The sequence below is a fragment of the Thioclava litoralis genome, assembly GCF_045278885.1.
GTDB lineage: Bacteria > Pseudomonadota > Alphaproteobacteria > Rhodobacterales > Rhodobacteraceae > Thioclava > Thioclava litoralis.
Map to the genome: position 1 here is coordinate 586,727 of NZ_CP135443.1, position 15,359 is coordinate 602,085.

The following is a 15,359-nucleotide window of genomic DNA, read 5'->3' on the forward strand; positions in this document are numbered from 1 at the left end:
ACGTTTTCTCTCAGGCAGCGTCGGTATCGGTGATATCCATACGCACCAGTGTCTGGTTGAGAAGGATATAGGCAATCTCGCCGAAGGTGACCGGACCGGTGAAATTGCCGGTGCGCTGGCCTTCCAGCTCGCCATAGAGATAGTTGAGGATGCAATTACAGGAATACTGCCCCTCTCCCGCATTGCCCGCGCCATCGGCAAAGGCCTGCGCATAGCTGCCAAGCGCATTGGCCATACGGTATTCCACCCCTTCGACCACCGGCGCGTAGAACTTCACCTCGCCGCTTTGCGTATCGACCGACTGGATCGAGACATTGACCATCGCACCGGAGTAATTGGCCACCAGAGGCAGACGGGTATCGATTTTATTGTCTTCGATATATTGCGCGAAATCGACCTGCTGACCGTTCACCTCAGCGGTTACCGCCGAGAACCCGTCTTTCTGGAAGCGGAAGGTCAGGTCTTTCTGGTCGCCTTGCGCAAAGATATTGAGGATATCCAGATCGGCCTTGGCATCCGCCGGCAGGCCCACATGCAGCAGCACCGCCCCTTCGTCATAGCCCTTACCCGTCGCACCATCGAAAATCATCGGGGCCTTCTTGCCCAGATCATCCAGATGCACGCCGGTAATCCAGCCCGCCAGAGGCTGGTTGAACAGGTTGTCATAGGTCTGGCCTTCGACGGCAAAATTCGAATGCGCCACCGAGAAGGCCGGAATCATGATCATCGTGAACCCATTGGGCTTATAGCCTTCGGCAATGGTGTTCAGCCCGTCGACCCCGACATAGCGCACAGCCACTTCGGCAGCGCGATCGAAGGTTGTGCAGAACAGCTTGTCACGCACCACGGCGCCGCCTTGATCGGTGACAAAATACACCGTCGTCCCGCCGATCCAATTCCCCTTGGGCAACTCGCGCAGAAGCTCTTCCGCCCCGGCAATGACCATCGTGGCACCGTCTTCGATCCGTGCGGCAACATCCGCCACAGTCAGCATTTCATTTTTCATGGGAGGCTCCAGCTTCAGAATTTCGCCATATCGGCAGTAGCAAAGGGATTCTTCGCGACGAAATCACGCAGTTCCCCGATTTTGGCCGCCAGAGCAGCGGGACTTGCGGCAACTTCACGACGCAGCCGCGAGACCATCAGACGGGTCGCCAACGAGGTCGCAGACAAATCGGACTCGGAAGTCAGAACGCGCTTCCAGCGCGGGTCATTCGTATCAGGGATCATAACGTCTCTCCTCAACCTTATGCCGCCATGTAAACCACACACTCTTAAGTTTTGCTTTCGCAAGGTAAGCTCAGCTATGAATCGCCCCATTTCCCAGAGGGTTTTCTTGTTTTAAGGTAAACGCTTCAATCATCAGGAAATTGCCATGACCCCGATCCTGACCGTGACGCTTAACCCCACCGTGGATCTGTCCATCGCCACGGCCCATGTGCAATCCGAACGCAAGCTGCGCTGCACCAACCCTGCCGAAGATCCGGGGGGTGGCGGCATCAATGTCAGCCGCGCGATTGCCGCGATGGGCGGCCAGAGCACGGCCTTTGTCGCGCTTGGCGGGGCAACCGGCACGAAGGTCGCCGCGCTTCTGGCGGCACAAGGCATCGGGCTGGTGCCCTTTGCCGCGCCGGGGGAAACGCGCCAGAGCCTGACGGTCACGGATGAAAGCACCGGCGAGCAATACCGCTTTGTCATGCCGGGGCCGGACTGGTCGGCGGCGGATGTGGGGCAGGTGCTGGAACAGATCGCCCGAGCCATGCCCGAGAGCGGCATTATCGTGCTGTCGGGCAGCCAGCCGCCGGGCTTTCCCGAGGACTTTCCCGCCCGCCTTGCCTCGCTGGTTGCACCGCATCATGCGCGCGTGTTTCTGGACACCTCCGGCCCTGCCCTGCGCCAGCTTCTGGACGGGCGGCATCAGGCAGCGGATCTGCTGCGGATGGATGATCTGGAGGCCGAAGACCTTGCAGGCCACCCCCTTCCCGCCCGCACGGATACCGCAGATTTCGCACAACACCTGGTGGCCAAGGGCTTGGCCCATGCGGTTTTGATTGCCCGTGGTGCAGAGGGCAATGTGCTGGCAACCGCCAGCCATCGCTGGTTTGCCACAGCGCCAAAGGTGCCGGTCGTGTCGAAAGTCGGCGCGGGCGACAGCTTCGTGGCAGGTTTCACCCTTGCGCTATCTCGCGGGGCCCCCCTGCCCGACGCCCTGAGATATGGTGCCGCAGCCGCAGCGGCCGCCGTGATGACCCCTGCAACGGAGCTTTGCCGTGGCACGGATGTCGAGGCGCTTCTGGATCTGGAGGTATCGGCCCTCTAGCGGCCATCCGCCTGCACCGCGCAGCAGACCCGAAGCGGACAGGGCGCGCAGGCGCGCACCCTATCGCCTACTGTCCGGCAGCTACTGGCCCGACTGGTCGCGCCAGCGGTTGACCATCGGATAGCGGCGGTCGAGCCAGAAGGCTTTGCGCGTCAGCTTGGTGCCAGGCGCTGACTGGAAGCGTTTCCATTCGGAAATATACAGCAGATGCTCGATCCGCTTGACCGTCTCGCGGTCATGCCCGGCGGCCACAATCTCGGCCACGGATTGATCGCCCTCGACCAGACGTTCAAGGATATCATCCAGCACCGGATAGGGCGGCAGGCTGTCTTCATCCTTCTGGTCAGGGCGCAGCTCTGCCGAGGGCGGCTTGTCGATGATGACGGTCGGGATCACCTCGCCCTCGGGCGCCTTCATCCACGGGCGGTGATTGACATTGCGCCAGCGGCAGGTCTCGAAGACGCGGGTCTTGTAGAGATCCTTGATCGGGTTATAGCCGCCGTTCATATCGCCATAGATCGTGCAATAGCCCACGGCCATTTCCGATTTATTGCCGGTGGTCAGCAGCATCGCCCCGAACTTGTTGGAAATCGCCATCAGGATCGTGCCGCGCAGGCGCGACTGGATGTTTTCCTCGGTCACATCGGGGGCCATGCCCTCGAACACATGGGCCAGCGCCTGTGTCACCCCATCACGTGCGGGTTCGATATGCACAGTATCAAGCTTGGTGCCCACGCGCCGCGCCAGTTCCGCCGCATCATCCAGAGACCCTTGGCTGGTGTATTCCGAAGGCAGCATCACGCAATGCACATTCTCGGGGCCAAAGGCATCGGCGGCAATGGTCGCCACAATGGCGGAATCGATCCCGCCCGACAGGCCCAGCACCGCCTTTTTGAACCCCGATTTCGCCAGATAATCATGGGTCGCCATCACCATCGCGCGGTAATCCTGCTCCCAAGCGTCGGGCTGCGGGTCAAAGCGGCCCTCGGCGGCGACCCAGCCCGAAGGCGTCTCGGTAAAGGTGATATGGTCGATGATCTCGTCGAAGGGCGCGAATTGCGCCGCCAGCGAGCGGTCGGCATTCAGAACGAATGTCGCCCCGTCAAACACCTGATCGTCCTGCCCGCCAACCGAATTCAGATAGACGAGCGGCAGGCCGGTTTCCACGACCCGCGCCACCATATGGTTCAGCCGCACCTCGTGCTTGCCGCGATGATAGGGCGAGCCATTGGGCACGATCAGGATCTGCGCGCCGGTCTCCATCAGCGTCTCGGCGACATCCGCATGCCATGCATCCTCGCAGATCGGCAGGCCGATACGCGCCGCCCCGATCTGCACGGGGCCGGAGATCGGACCCACATCATAGATACGATGCTCGTCAAAGACCTCCTTATGCGGCAGGTCATGTTTGAGAACCCGCGCCGCAACCTTCCCGCCCTTGAGCACCCAATAGGCGTTATAATGGCCGGTCGCGTCCTGATAGGGCGCGCCGATCCCCAGAGCCGGACCATCGGCCAGACGGGCGGCCAGAGCCTCGATCCGCGCCATGCAATCGGCAATGAAGGCGGGCTTCATCACCAGATCCTGCGTCTGGTAGCCGGTCAGGAACATCTCGGGCAGCGCCACGAAATCGGCCCCTGCGGCACGGCCTTCCTCCCAAGCGGCCACGGCCTTGGCGGCATTGGCATCAAGCGCCCCCACCGTGGGGTTCAGCTGGGCAAGGGTCAGACGGAAGGTCGCGGCCATAGGACAGATCCTCATAAAGTACGGGGGATGGTGTATCGGGAAGCGCGCGCAAGGGGAAGAGCATCGGGAAAGAGTATGGGGCAAAATCACAATGGCTTGCAGGCCGCGCCTGCCCTTGTCTCACCATGCACATCCACGTAGTTTGGGCAGGCCGGTCGGGAAACAGACCACCCGAACGCCTATCTTCAGGAGAGCCGCTTCCATGACCCTGCCCCAGCTTCGCAATCTTGCCCTTGTCATCGCGATCGGTCTTGGCACGGCCAGCGTGGTGGTGGCACAGGAAGAGGCTGGCGATGTCGCCACAAAGGAATATGACGATGGCGGCATCTATACGGGGACCTTCCGCAACGGCAAACAGGACGGGCACGGAACATATAGCCTGCCCTCGGGCTATGAATATGAAGGCGCATGGGTGGCCGGCCAGATTCAGGGCGAGGGTCGGGCGCGGTTTCCCAATGGCTCGGTCTATGAAGGCCAGTTCACCGCCGGAAAGCCCGATGGCACCGGCAAGATCACCTTTATTGACGGTGGCACCTATGAGGGCCAGTGGCAGGCAGGCGAGATTACCGGCGAGGGTGTGGCACGCTATGCCAATGGCACAACCTATAAAGGCCGTTTCAAGAATGCCCGCCATGATGGCAAAGGTGTGCTGACCGGCGAGAACGGCTATCGCTACGAGGGCGACTGGGTCAATGGCGTCAAGGAAGGCACCGGCAAGATCACCTATCCCGATGGCGCCACCTATGAGGGCGGCATGAAGGCGGGCCAGCGCGACGGTCAGGGCACGCTGACCATGGCCGACGGGCTGAGCTATTCGGGCATGTGGAAAGCGGGCCAGATGAATGGCACGGGCCATCTGTCACAGGCCAATGGCGATCTCTATGAAGGCGGCATGGAGAACGGGCGGCGCAATGGTCAGGGCAAGGTGACCTATGCCAATGGCGACGTCTACGAGGGAACTTTCGTCATGGACCGCCGTCAGGGCAAAGGGACCTTTCGCGGGACGGATGGCTATGTCTACTCGGGCGATTGGGTCGAGGGCCGGATCGAGGGTCAGGGCCGCGTGACCTATCCCGACGGGTCAGTCTATGAGGGCGCCTTCGTCAATGATCTGCCCGATGGTCAGGGCAAGATCACCTATCCCGACGGGTCCAGCTATGAGGGCCAATGGGCTGCGGGCCAGATCGAGGGCCGTGGCCGCGCCACCTATGCCAACGGGCTGACCTATGAGGGCGATTTCGTCAATGCCCGCAACGAGGGTCAGGGCCGGATGACCTATCCCGACGGCTATGTCTATGAGGGCGCATGGAAAGGCGGGCAACGGCAGGGCCAAGGCCGCGCGACCTATGCCGATGGCACGGTCTATGAGGGCAACTTCGAGAACGGCCAGCGCTCGGGCAAGGGGCGTTTGACGATGCCGGACGGGTTTACCTATGAGGGCGACTGGCGCGAGGGCGAGATCGATGGTGAAGGTGTGGCAAGCTATGCCAATGGCGATGTCTACACGGGCCATTTCGCGCAAGGAAAGCGTCAGGGCGCGGGCGTGATGAAATATGCCGACGGGCAGACGGCCTCGGGCAGCTGGTCGGATAACACCCTGACCGAAGCGGGCGGCGAGGCCAAAGCGGTGCCGGCCCAGCCCAGCACCCCCGCCGAGGAGGCCCCCGCCCCCGAAATGGCGGCCCCGTCTGCAAATGGCCTGCCAGACTGAGACTGCCGCTGAGCCTCGGGCTGCGATGGTGCGGGGGGGGAGCCGCGCGCTCGGGGGCATCGAACCCCCTCGCACGCGGATGGGCGGCCTGCGGCACGCCCATCAACCGCCCGTCCCGCGCAAGCGCCTGATGGAATACGGGCCACGACGATTGAACCCCCTCCGGCCTCCTCCTATATCTACGCGAGATCAATCGCATAGGGGCGCGGATTTTGGGTATCTCCGATCTTGCAGACGGGCTGACGCGGCGGATCGAGGGCCTTGGGGCCTCGGTCAGCGAGAGCCTGTTCGAGCCCGTCATCCGCTTGGGGGTGACCGGCCTGTCGCGCGCGGGCAAGACGGTGTTCATCACCTCGCTGGTGGCCAATCTGCTGGACCGTGGGAAGATGCCCGCGCTGACCGGACAGTCCCGCATTCGGGCCGCCTTTCTGCAGCCCCAGCCCGATGACACCCTGCCGCGTTTCGCCTATGAGAGCCATCTGGCCGACCTGACGGGCCAAAACCCGCATTGGCCCGAGGGTACGGGGGCTGTCTCGCAGTTGCGGCTGAGTTTCCGTGTCGCGCCCAGCGGGATGCTGGCGGGGATGCGGGGGATGCGCACCGTGCATCTGGATATTGTCGACTATCCCGGGGAATGGCTGCTGGATCTGGGGCTGATGGAAAAGAGCTACCGACAATGGGCGGATGAGGCCTTTAACCGCCTCGCCATGCGCGGGGGCGAGGCCTATCTGGCACTGGCCCGTCAGACCGACCCCGACCAGCGCCATGACGAGCCTGTGGCCGATGCTTTGGCACGCAGTTTTACGCAGTATCTACAGGCGGCGAAGGCTGCGGGCTTTTCCGATTGCTCTCCGGGGCGGTTCCTCTTGCCCGGAGAAAAGGCCGGATCGCCCGCGCTAACCTTCGCGCCGCTGCCGCCCTCGGAAGCGCCACGCGGATCTTTGGCCCGCGAGATGGAGCGCCGCTATGACGCCTATAAGCGCGAGATCGTGCGCCCCTTCTTCCGCGACCATTTCGCCCGTATCGACCGGCAGGTGGTTCTGGTGGATGTGCTGAGCGCCATCCATGCGGGGCCTGCCGCCTTGGAGGATCTGCGCCAGACCATGGCCGATATTCTGGGCGCCTTCCGTCCGGGCAGGGCCAGTTGGCTGACCAGCCTGATTGGCGGGCATCGGGTGGAGCGTATCCTCTTTGCCGCAACCAAGGCCGACCATCTGCACCACAGCCAGCACGCGCGGCTGAGCCAGATCATGCAGGCGCTTCTACGCGAGGCCAAGGACCGCGCCGATTTCGCAGGTGCCAAGACGCAGGCGCTTGCCATTGCCGCCCTGCGCGCCACCACCGAGGCCGAGATCCCCCAAGGCGATAGCCTGCTGCCTGCGGTACGCGGGCGGCTGCCCGACGGGCGGAATGTGGCGCTTTATCCGGGGGAACTACCTGAAGACCCCGCGCAGCTTCTGTCGGCCGCACGGCGCGGGCGCGAGGATTGGCTGGCGGGCGATTATTCGATCATGAATTTCGCCCCTGCCCCCTTGGCCCTGCGTCCGGGCGATGGCCCGCCCCATATCCGCCTTGACCGCGCCGCCGAATTCCTGCTGGGAGACCGCCTGTGAGAAAACCCGTGATGATCGAGCTGGACGAGGCCCCGCAAAGCCCTGCCGATGCGCCGCCGGTAACGGATCTGCCCGAAGCCACCACCGAACAGCTGGAAGGTCGCGCGATGCAGATTGCCGCGCGGCTTGCGGCGCGCCCGCCCTCAAAGATCGGGCGCTTCTTCTGGCGCAGCCTAATCGCGCTGATAGGCTTTCTGGCCTCGGTCGCGGCTTGGCGCTTTGTCGAGGGGCTTTTTGCCGCCAATCCGCTCCTTGGCTGGGTCGGTGCAGGGCTGTTGGGTCTGTTCGTGCTGGCCGCCCTTCTGGTCGCCATGCGCGAGATCGCCGCATTCTCGCGGCTGAAACGGCTGGATACGGTGCATCACGAGGTCACCCAAAGCCTGCAGGCCGAGGATCTGGCCCGCGCCCGCAAGGTTTCGGCCCGCGTGTCCTCCATTTACGCCGCGCGGAAGGAAATGGACTGGTCGCGCGCGCGTCTGGCCGAACAGGCACCCGACCAGCTGGATGTGCAGACCCTTCTGGGCCTGACCGAGACGACCCTGATGGAGCCTCTGGACCAAGCCGTGCGTCTGGAGATCGAGGCCGCCTCGCGCACGGTGGCCGCCACCACGGCGCTGGTGCCGCTGGCCTTGGCGGATGTGGGCTCGGCGCTGATTGCCAATGTGCGGATGATCCGCCGCATTGCCGAGATTTACGGGGGCCGCGCGGGCAGTCTGGGGTCGATCCGGCTGGCACGGTCGGTGATGACGCATCTGGTGGCCACGGGCGCTGTGGCCGCAGGCGATGACCTGATCGAGACGGTGGCAGGCGGGCATCTGGCCGCAAAACTCTCGCGCCGCTTTGGCGAGGGCGTGGTCAATGGCGCGCTGACCGCGCGTGTCGGTATTGCCGCGATGGAGGTCTGCCGCCCGATGCCCTTCACCGCTTTGCGCAAACCCAAGGTGACCAATATCCTCTCGCGCAGCCTTGCGGGGCTGTTTTCCCGCGAAAAGAGCTAAAGCGGGCGGATCAGGCGCGCGGGATTGCCCGCCACCAGCGCGTTCGGTGCCACGTCGCGGGTCACGACAGCCCCCGCCGCCACAACGGCATTCTCGCCAATGGTCATCCTCGGACAGAGGATTGCCCCGCCCCCGATCCAGACACCATCGTGAATGCGGACCGGCTTCGACATTTCCAGCATCGCGCGACGCGGCGCGGCCTCTAACGGATGGGTCGCGGCAAAGATCTGCACATTCGGGCCAATCAGCACCTCCTCGCCAATCCTGACGGGCGCATAATCAAGAATGGTGCAGTTGTAATTCACAAAACTCCGCGCGCCCAAGCGGATATTCTGGCCATAATCGCAGCGGAAGGGCGGCTTGATCTGCGCCCCCTCGCCCAAAGCCCCCAGCAAAGGCGCAAGCAGCTCGTCACAGGCGTCGGCATCAATCCGTGCTGAACGCCGCCAGCACCATATCCGCCTGTAATTCGGGATCATCGGCGTGATACAGCTCTCCCGCCAGCATCTTCTGTTTCTCGCGTCTCACCGCAGCTTCGGGATGCCGCCCGGCAGCTTCTCGCGGTCCACCACACCCGCCCGCAGGCTAGTGCCGATCCGGTGCGCCAGCGCCGACCAGCCAGCCGCCGCCAGCGGGTCCAGCTCGCGCCTGAGCGTATCATCGAACAGCCCCAACCAGACAGGAAACATGCCGGGTCTGACATCTCCGGCCTGCCGATGGGCGCGCATGGGGGAGCCGTCATAGCCATCTTCGTGCAGAATGGACCCCTTCCAGAACGCCGCCACCTTGGCCTCATGCTCGGGCCAGTCGGTGACATGGGCGGCAAAGACCGGACCCAGCATGTGGTGGTCGCGCACACGGGCGTAAAAGGCCGCCACGACATGGTCAATCTCGGGGCCGGTGATCGGGAAACGGGCTAAAGGTTCGGTCATCAGTGCCTCACTCGAACATATCGCTTTGCGCGGGCGGGGCGACCTGCGGCTCGGCCAGCCCCAGATGACGCCACGCGCGCTGCCCCAGCATCCGCCCGCGCGGCGTGCGCTGGATCAGGCCCTGCTGCAGAAGATAGGGCTCGATCACCTCTTCAATCGCATCACGGCTTTCCGACAGCGCCGCCGAAAGCGTCTCTACGCCCACCGGACCACCACCGTAATGTTCGGCCATCAGCATCATATACCGCCTATCCGCCCCGTCCAAACCAAGGTTATCCACCCCCAGCCGCGTCAAGGCACCATCGGCAATCTCGCGGGTCAAACGGCCATCGCCCTCGACCAAAGCGAAATCCACCACGCGGCGCAAAAGACGCCCCGCAATCCGTGGCGTGCCACGCGCGCGTTTGGCAATCTCGCGCGTGCCTTCGGGATCAGAGGGGATACCCAACAGCCGCGACCCTCGCGTCACGATCTGGTCCAGCTCGTCCTCGGTGTAAAATTGCAGCCGCGTCGGAATGCCGAAGCGGTCGCGCAAAGGCGTCGTCAAAAGACCCAACCGCGTCGTGGCACCGACCAGCGTGAAGGGCTGCAACTCGATCCGCACGGTGCGCGCGGCAGGCCCCTCGCCGATCACCAGATCCAGCTCGAAATCCTCCATCGCGGGGTAAAGCACTTCTTCCACCGCCGGATTAAGCCGGTGGATCTCGTCGATAAACAACACATCCCGCGCTTCCAGATTGGTCAGGATCGCCGCCAGATCCCCCGCTTTGGCCAGCACGGGGCCAGAGGTCATCTTGAAATTCACCCCCAACTCGCGCGCCATGATCTGCGCAAGCGTGGTCTTCCCCAAACCGGGAGGGCCATGAAACAACGTATGATCCATCGCCTGCTGACGCATCTTGGCCGAGGCGATAAACACCCGCAAATTGGCCCGCGCCTCGGCTTGCCCGACAAATTCATCAAGCCCCTGCGGACGCAAAGCGCGATCCGCATCCTCGGGCAGACGGTCGGGGCGTAGGGTGGGATCTGGATCACTCATTTCGTCATTCTCGCGCAACCTCGGAGGTCTGTCCATGGGCGGCCCCGCCGCCCGCGATGCGAAGGGGGCTCAATGCCCGCAAGCATCGCACGCCCCTCAATCTTTCGGGGCCAGCAGACGCAGCGCCAGACGGATCAGCTTGGCGGTATCCACCGCCGCCGGATCCTCCGACGCCTGCGCCACAGCCCCTGCCGCCTCGGTCGGCGAATAGCCCAGATTGGTCAGCGCCGATAGCGCCTCGGCGGTAAAATTCGTCTTGGGCGTGGCCGCCGGTGCGGGACGCGGGGCTTTGGGCACCGCGACCGCCCCCTCCTCGACCTCGATCACCGGAGCCGCCTCAACCGTCAGATCCCCGCCCATCGCCATGATCGAAGGCGCCTTGTCGCGCAGCTCGTTCACCACCCGCTGGGCAATCTTCGGACCAACTCCGGGGGCGGCCTTCACCGCAGACCAATCCCCCAAAGCAATCGAGCGCCCCAAAGCTTCCGGCCCCAAGGTCCCCAAAATCGCCAGAGCCGCTTTCGAGCCGATCCCCTGCACGGAAATCAGCAAACGGTACCACTCTTTCTCCAGCAGGCTGGAAAAGCCAAACAGCTGCAACAGATCCTCGCGCACCAGAAGATCGGTATAAAGCGCGCAGGGCTCGCCCACCCGCGGCAGGCTCTGCGAGGTCAGCGCGCTGACATGCACCACATAGCCCACGCCGCGCACATCGATCATCACCTGATCCAATCCGCGATGGATGATGGTTCCGGCCAGACGTCCGATCATGACACGCTCCTTTTGATCCGCCCGCCCGTTGTCGCGGCACGGGACAGCTGCGCCGCCGTCATGCGGCGCGCCGATTGCAGATGCAAGGCATGACAGATCGCAATCGCCAAAGCATCCGCCGCATCGGGGCTGTCAAAGCTGACCCCCGGAAGCTGGTGCTTCACCATATGCTGCACCTGAACCTTATCGGCATGGCCCACGCCCACAACCGTCTTCTTGACTGCATTGGGGGCATATTCGCCGACATCCAACCCCGCCTGCGCCGGAACAAGAAGCGCAATCCCCCGCGCCTGCCCCAGTTTCAGCGTGGCCACCGCGTCTTTATTGACAAAGGTCTGCTCGACGGCGGCGGCTTCGGGGGAATGGATCTCGAAGACCCGCGTCAGCCCCGCATGCAGCTCCATCAACCGGCGCGCAAGCGAATCACCCGCCGAATGCAGCGTACCATTGGCCAGATGACGCAGGCGCGACCCGTCCACCTCAATCACGCCCCAACCGAGATTCCGCAATCCCGGATCGATTCCGATCACCCGCATGGCCTGCCCTTTTACCATTCTTTTACACTTCCTAGCACGAAACAGGAACATCCGGAAGGGCTTGCGCGCCGTAACGCAATAAATGGCAAGAAATAAAGCCTACAAAGAAGGATTCCTGCCATGCAAAAATCGCATGACGGGACTGCCAAAGCTACGTTTGTTTTCGCAAACCGCCCACATTATGTGCATCCTCGTAAGAGAAAAGATCAACAACTAGCACGAAAAGAAAAGGTGACCCATGTCGCTGCAATCCACCAACCGTATCGAACTGCGCACCGTCCGTCCGGGCTTCTTCCAACAGATCATTGATCTGGTCGCAAACTGGAATGACCGCCGCATGACCCGTATCGCGCTGTCGAAACTGACCGACCGTGAACTGAACGATATCGGCCTGACCCGCATCGATATCTCGAATATCCGCTGAGAATGGCCGCTCGGGTGCTCCCCCTCCCGCCGGTCGCCAGCGATACAGAAAGACAAGCCGTGCAACGCTGAGTGCACGGCTTTTTTCTTTGTACCACGGCGGAATAGCCCTGCAGGCCATCAGGCACGCCATTGGCAGAACCTGTACAAACACTGTCTGTGAAGAAAGCGCCCCGCGCCCGCAATGCTTAGCGCAGAACCTGCGCGAGAAGCCCCGAGAGGTTGCGGCTGATCACATCGGGTTCCATCAGCACCGCCACCACGGCATCAATCCCCCCATCCATCCGCAAATGCGTCAGACGCAGGGCATAGCCATCGGCCCCCGCCTGCATCATCAACGCGGCCTTGAACAGGAAAAAGCCCAGAAGCAGGAACAGGCTGGCCTGTAGCGGAAAGGCCAAACGGCGATGGACCGGCGGTTTGGCGTGGTCCAGCCGCCCCAGAGCGCCTGCGGCCTCGAACCCACCACCGGCTTTATGGCGGCGGGCGATACGACCGAGGCGATCCTCGAACTCTTTCGAAACATGCGATGCCACGACGCACTCCATAACCGGCCAAGCGGCGCTGTGCCGCTAAGTCAGTTATGAAGATTGTGTTAAAGCATTGCGAGCATTTTTAGAGAAATGCGCCTTAAATTCTTGGCAATTAGCTCTTCTTCAGAACCAATGTCGTCCAGTCGCCATGTTCGTTTCGATGCTGCAAACCGAAGCCCTCGGCCTCATAGGCCGCAATCACATCATCGGCTTGTTCATGCAGAATACCACTCAGGATGGCATAGCCCGATTCGGCACAGCTCCGCCCCATATCGGGTGCCAGAGCCAGAAGCGGCCCTTTGAGGATATTGGCGAAGATCAGGTCGAAAGGGGCCGCCTGCGCCAAGCTCGGATTGCCGAAACCAGCCGCCTCTAGGCAGACCACCCGTCCGGCAAGATCATTGCTGTCGACATTGGCCTGCGCCGTTTCGACCGCGATCGGGTCGATATCAGAGGCCAGAACCGTCTCCGGCCAGATCTTGGCAGCCGCCATAGCCAGCACCGCTGTGCCGCAGCCGATATCAACGGTGTTCTTGGCATGGAACCCCGCCTTTTCCAGCGCATCCAGCGCCAGCAGGCAGCCCAGCGTCGTGCCATGATGGCCCGTGCCAAAGGCCATCGCCGCATCGATCTTCAGGGCAATCGCCTCCGCGGGCACCTTATCGGCATCATGGCTGCCATAGACGAAGAACCGTCCCGCCGCGACCGGCGCAAGCTCGCGGCGCACATGCGCCACCCAGTCCTGATCGGGCAATTCGGAAACCGCGAAATCCTGCGCGCCATGCACAGCCGCCAGAATGGCCAGCGCGACCTCGTTGGGCTTTTCGGTGAAATAGGCCCCGATCTCGTAGCGGCCCGACCCGTCCTCGATCTCGAAAACCCCTGTCCCATAGGGCGCGGGATCGATCTCGGCCACATGCGCCTCAAGTGCATCGGCCTCGGCACGGTCGGCCAGCGTGGTGAAAGCGGTATATGTCGGCATGGCTGTCTCCTTTCGACCCCTTGCGGGTTTTGTCCTGCTTTGGCGGGGTTTGCGGCCTCCGTCAAGCGCAGGCTCCGCAGGGCCCGCACGAAAGCGCCAAAGAAAAAGGGCGCCCGCGCGCCCCTCCCGTTGCGATCCTATGGCCGGATCAGACCGCCAGACCGATCGGGCAACTGACACCGGTGCCGCCAATGCCACAATAGCCACGCGGGTTCTTGGCCAGATATTGCTGGTGGTAGCCCTCGGCATAGAAGAAGGACGGCGCGGGATAGATTTCTGTGGTGATCGCGCCATAGCCCGCTTTGGCAAGGCGCGCGGCATAAACCGTGCGGCTCTCTTCGGCGGCCTGCGCCTGTTCGTTCGAGAACGTATAGATCCCCGACCGGTATTGCGTGCCACGGTCATTGCCCTGCCGCATCCCCTGTGTCGGATCATGCCCCTCCCAGAACACCCGCAGCAGCTCTTCATAGGAAATCTTGTCCGGATCGAAGATCAGCCGCACGACCTCGTTATGGCCGGTCATGCCGGTGCAGACCTCGTCATAGGTCGGGTTGGGCGTATGGCCGCCCGCATAGCCGACCATCGTCAACCAGACACCGTCCAACTGCCAGAACAGACGCTCGACTCCCCAGAAACACCCCATCCCGAACATGGCGACTTTCATTCCCTCGGGGCGCTGCGCTTCGAGATTGCGGCCCGTGAGAAAATGCGGCTCGGTGACCGGCATCGGCATCTCCCGACCGGGCAGGGCCTCGTTGACGGATGGTATGCGGCTAAGCTTCATGTCTGGTTCCTCCCCTTCTGGTCGCGCTGCAAAGATAGGCATCCTCCCCCCATTTGCCAGCCCTAGCTCACAGTAAGGTTAGCACGCAACGCAACGTCGGGCCAGCTTCCGCCATATCGGTCAAACCGCGCCCAGACCATCACGGCGCTTGCAAGGGCACGCGGGCCTCGCTAGGGAAAGCGCCATGCCCAGATATGCACTCAAGATCGAATATGACGGAAAGCCCTTCGCGGGCTGGCAACGACAGGCCGACCAGCCTTCGGTGCAAGGCACCATCGAGGCCGCGCTGGCCAAGCTGGAAAAGCGCGACCACACCATCGCCGCCGCAGGGCGCACCGATGCGGGCGTGCATGGCACGGCGCAGGTGGCGACCTTCGATCTGGAGAAGGACTGGGACCCTTTCCGCCTGTCCGAGGCGCTGAATTTCCATATGAAACCCGCACCTGTGGCCATCCTGAAGGCCGCGCGGGTGGCGGATGATTTCCACGCCCGTTTCAGCGCGATCGAGCGGCGCTATCTTTTCCGGCTGGTGGTGCGCCGTGCGCCGATGACCCATGAGGCGGGTCAGGTCTGGCGCGTGCTGAACCCGCTGGATCTGGAGGCCATGCGCGAGGGCGCCTCCCATCTGATCGGCCTGCATGACTTCACCACCTTCCGCAGCTCGATCTGTCAGGCGAAATCTCCGGTGAAAACCATCGACGAGATCACCATCGAGGAAATCGCCATCCCCCACGGGCAGGAATTCCGCTTTTTCCTGCGCGCCCGCAGCTTCCTGCATAATCAGGTGCGCTCGATTGTCGGGACATTGGAAAAGGTCGGCAGCGGCGCATGGGAGCCTTCGCGCGTGAAAGAGGCGCTGGAGGCCTGCGACCGCGCGGCCTGCGGGCCGGTCTGCCCGCCGCAAGGGCTGTATCTGTGCGGCGTAGGCTATCCGCAGGACCCGTTCGAGGATTAACCACACGCCGCCCGGG

Annotated in this window: 18 protein-coding genes; 6 read left to right on the forward strand and 12 right to left on the reverse strand. The window is 63.0% G+C overall.

Annotation, left to right across the window (positions count from 1 at the left end; all coding sequences use genetic code 11):
- Positions 1-10 precede the first annotated feature (10 nt).
- Together RPE78_RS02765 and RPE78_RS02770 are read right to left on the reverse strand one after the other, a co-directional pair.
- Positions 11-1,006 (reverse strand): DUF6976 family protein, encoded by a 996-nt coding sequence (locus RPE78_RS02765; RefSeq protein ID WP_339107968.1) that lies wholly within the window; start codon positions 1,004-1,006, stop codon positions 11-13.
- Positions 1,007-1,020: 14 nt separating this feature from the next.
- A complete protein-coding gene (locus RPE78_RS02770) occupies positions 1,021-1,230 on the reverse strand; it encodes a hypothetical protein (protein ID WP_339107969.1) in 210 nt (69 codons plus the stop codon).
- Positions 1,231-1,375: 145 nt separating this feature from the next.
- Here RPE78_RS02770 and RPE78_RS02775 point away from each other — a divergent pair, with 145 nt between their 5' ends.
- Positions 1,376-2,320, forward strand: coding sequence for a 1-phosphofructokinase family hexose kinase (locus tag RPE78_RS02775; protein WP_339107970.1), 945 nt, complete (start codon positions 1,376-1,378; stop codon positions 2,318-2,320).
- A gap of 81 nt (positions 2,321-2,401) precedes the next feature.
- Here the strand turns inward: RPE78_RS02775 and RPE78_RS02780 are convergent, their stop codons facing one another.
- The gene (locus tag RPE78_RS02780) at positions 2,402-4,066 is read right to left on the reverse strand and encodes an NAD+ synthase (protein ID WP_406721182.1); all 1,665 of its coding nucleotides are present in this window, start codon (positions 4,064-4,066) and stop codon (positions 2,402-2,404) included.
- Positions 4,067-4,268: 202 nt separating this feature from the next.
- On the opposite strand from RPE78_RS02780, the gene RPE78_RS02785 reads away from it, so the two are divergent.
- From RPE78_RS02785 to RPE78_RS02795, 3 genes are all read left to right on the forward strand, one after another.
- Complete coding sequence (locus RPE78_RS02785; RefSeq protein ID WP_406721183.1) at positions 4,269-5,777, forward strand: 2-isopropylmalate synthase; 1,509 nt, start codon at positions 4,269-4,271, stop codon at positions 5,775-5,777.
- Positions 5,778-5,989: 212 nt separating this feature from the next.
- Positions 5,990-7,390, forward strand: a complete 1,401-nt coding sequence (locus tag RPE78_RS02790) for a YcjX family protein (RefSeq protein ID WP_406721184.1) — start codon at positions 5,990-5,992, stop codon at positions 7,388-7,390.
- A gap of 11 nt (positions 7,391-7,401) precedes the next feature.
- Positions 7,402-8,388, forward strand: coding sequence for a YcjF family protein (locus tag RPE78_RS02795; RefSeq protein WP_406721609.1), 987 nt, complete (start codon positions 7,402-7,404; stop codon positions 8,386-8,388).
- Here RPE78_RS02795 and RPE78_RS02800 read toward each other — a convergent pair.
- The 6 genes from RPE78_RS02800 to ruvC form a co-directional block, all read right to left on the reverse strand.
- Positions 8,385-8,783, reverse strand: a complete 399-nt coding sequence (locus RPE78_RS02800; protein WP_406721185.1) for a sugar O-acetyltransferase — start codon at positions 8,781-8,783, stop codon at positions 8,385-8,387. The genes RPE78_RS02795 and RPE78_RS02800 overlap by 4 nt on opposite strands.
- A 31-nt stretch (positions 8,784-8,814) precedes the next feature.
- Positions 8,815-8,916 (reverse strand): maltose acetyltransferase domain-containing protein, encoded by a 102-nt coding sequence (locus RPE78_RS02805; RefSeq protein WP_406721186.1) that lies wholly within the window; start codon positions 8,914-8,916, stop codon positions 8,815-8,817.
- Positions 8,913-9,320, reverse strand: coding sequence for a group III truncated hemoglobin (locus RPE78_RS02810; protein WP_406721187.1), 408 nt, complete (start codon positions 9,318-9,320; stop codon positions 8,913-8,915). The genes RPE78_RS02805 and RPE78_RS02810 overlap by 4 nt, the downstream gene beginning before the upstream one ends.
- Positions 9,321-9,327: 7 nt before the next feature.
- Entirely contained in the window at positions 9,328-10,359 is a 1,032-nt protein-coding gene (gene ruvB / locus RPE78_RS02815) for a Holliday junction branch migration DNA helicase RuvB (RefSeq protein WP_406721188.1), read from the reverse strand.
- Positions 10,360-10,455: 96 nt separating this feature from the next.
- Entirely contained in the window at positions 10,456-11,130 is a 675-nt protein-coding gene (gene ruvA, locus RPE78_RS02820; RefSeq protein ID WP_406721189.1) for a Holliday junction branch migration protein RuvA, read from the reverse strand.
- Positions 11,127-11,666, reverse strand: coding sequence for a crossover junction endodeoxyribonuclease RuvC (gene ruvC / locus RPE78_RS02825; RefSeq protein ID WP_406721190.1), 540 nt, complete (start codon positions 11,664-11,666; stop codon positions 11,127-11,129). The genes ruvA and ruvC overlap by 4 nt, the downstream gene beginning before the upstream one ends.
- 238 nt (positions 11,667-11,904) lie before the next feature.
- Between ruvC and RPE78_RS02830 the strand changes: the two genes are divergently transcribed.
- A complete protein-coding gene (locus tag RPE78_RS02830) occupies positions 11,905-12,090 on the forward strand; it encodes a DUF1127 domain-containing protein (RefSeq protein ID WP_339107981.1) in 186 nt (61 codons plus the stop codon).
- A 187-nt stretch (positions 12,091-12,277) separates the two neighbouring features.
- Here RPE78_RS02830 and RPE78_RS02835 read toward each other — a convergent pair whose 3' ends face one another.
- From RPE78_RS02835 to msrA, 3 genes are all read right to left on the reverse strand, one after another.
- A complete protein-coding gene (locus RPE78_RS02835; protein ID WP_406721191.1) occupies positions 12,278-12,625 on the reverse strand; it encodes a hypothetical protein in 348 nt (115 codons plus the stop codon).
- Positions 12,626-12,734: 109 nt separating this feature from the next.
- Positions 12,735-13,604: a 50S ribosomal protein L11 methyltransferase gene (locus tag RPE78_RS02840; RefSeq protein WP_339107984.1), complete on the reverse strand. Its 870-nt coding sequence runs from the start codon at positions 13,602-13,604 to the stop codon at positions 12,735-12,737.
- A gap of 148 nt (positions 13,605-13,752) precedes the next feature.
- Positions 13,753-14,388: a peptide-methionine (S)-S-oxide reductase MsrA gene (gene msrA / locus RPE78_RS02845; protein ID WP_339107985.1), complete on the reverse strand. Its 636-nt coding sequence runs from the start codon at positions 14,386-14,388 to the stop codon at positions 13,753-13,755.
- Between the two features lie 184 nt (positions 14,389-14,572).
- Between msrA and truA the strand changes: the two genes are divergently transcribed.
- On the forward strand, positions 14,573-15,343 hold the full coding sequence (truA, locus tag RPE78_RS02850; RefSeq protein WP_339107986.1) for a tRNA pseudouridine(38-40) synthase TruA: 771 nt from the start codon (positions 14,573-14,575) through the stop codon (positions 15,341-15,343).
- The last annotated feature ends 16 nt before the right edge of the window (positions 15,344-15,359 follow it).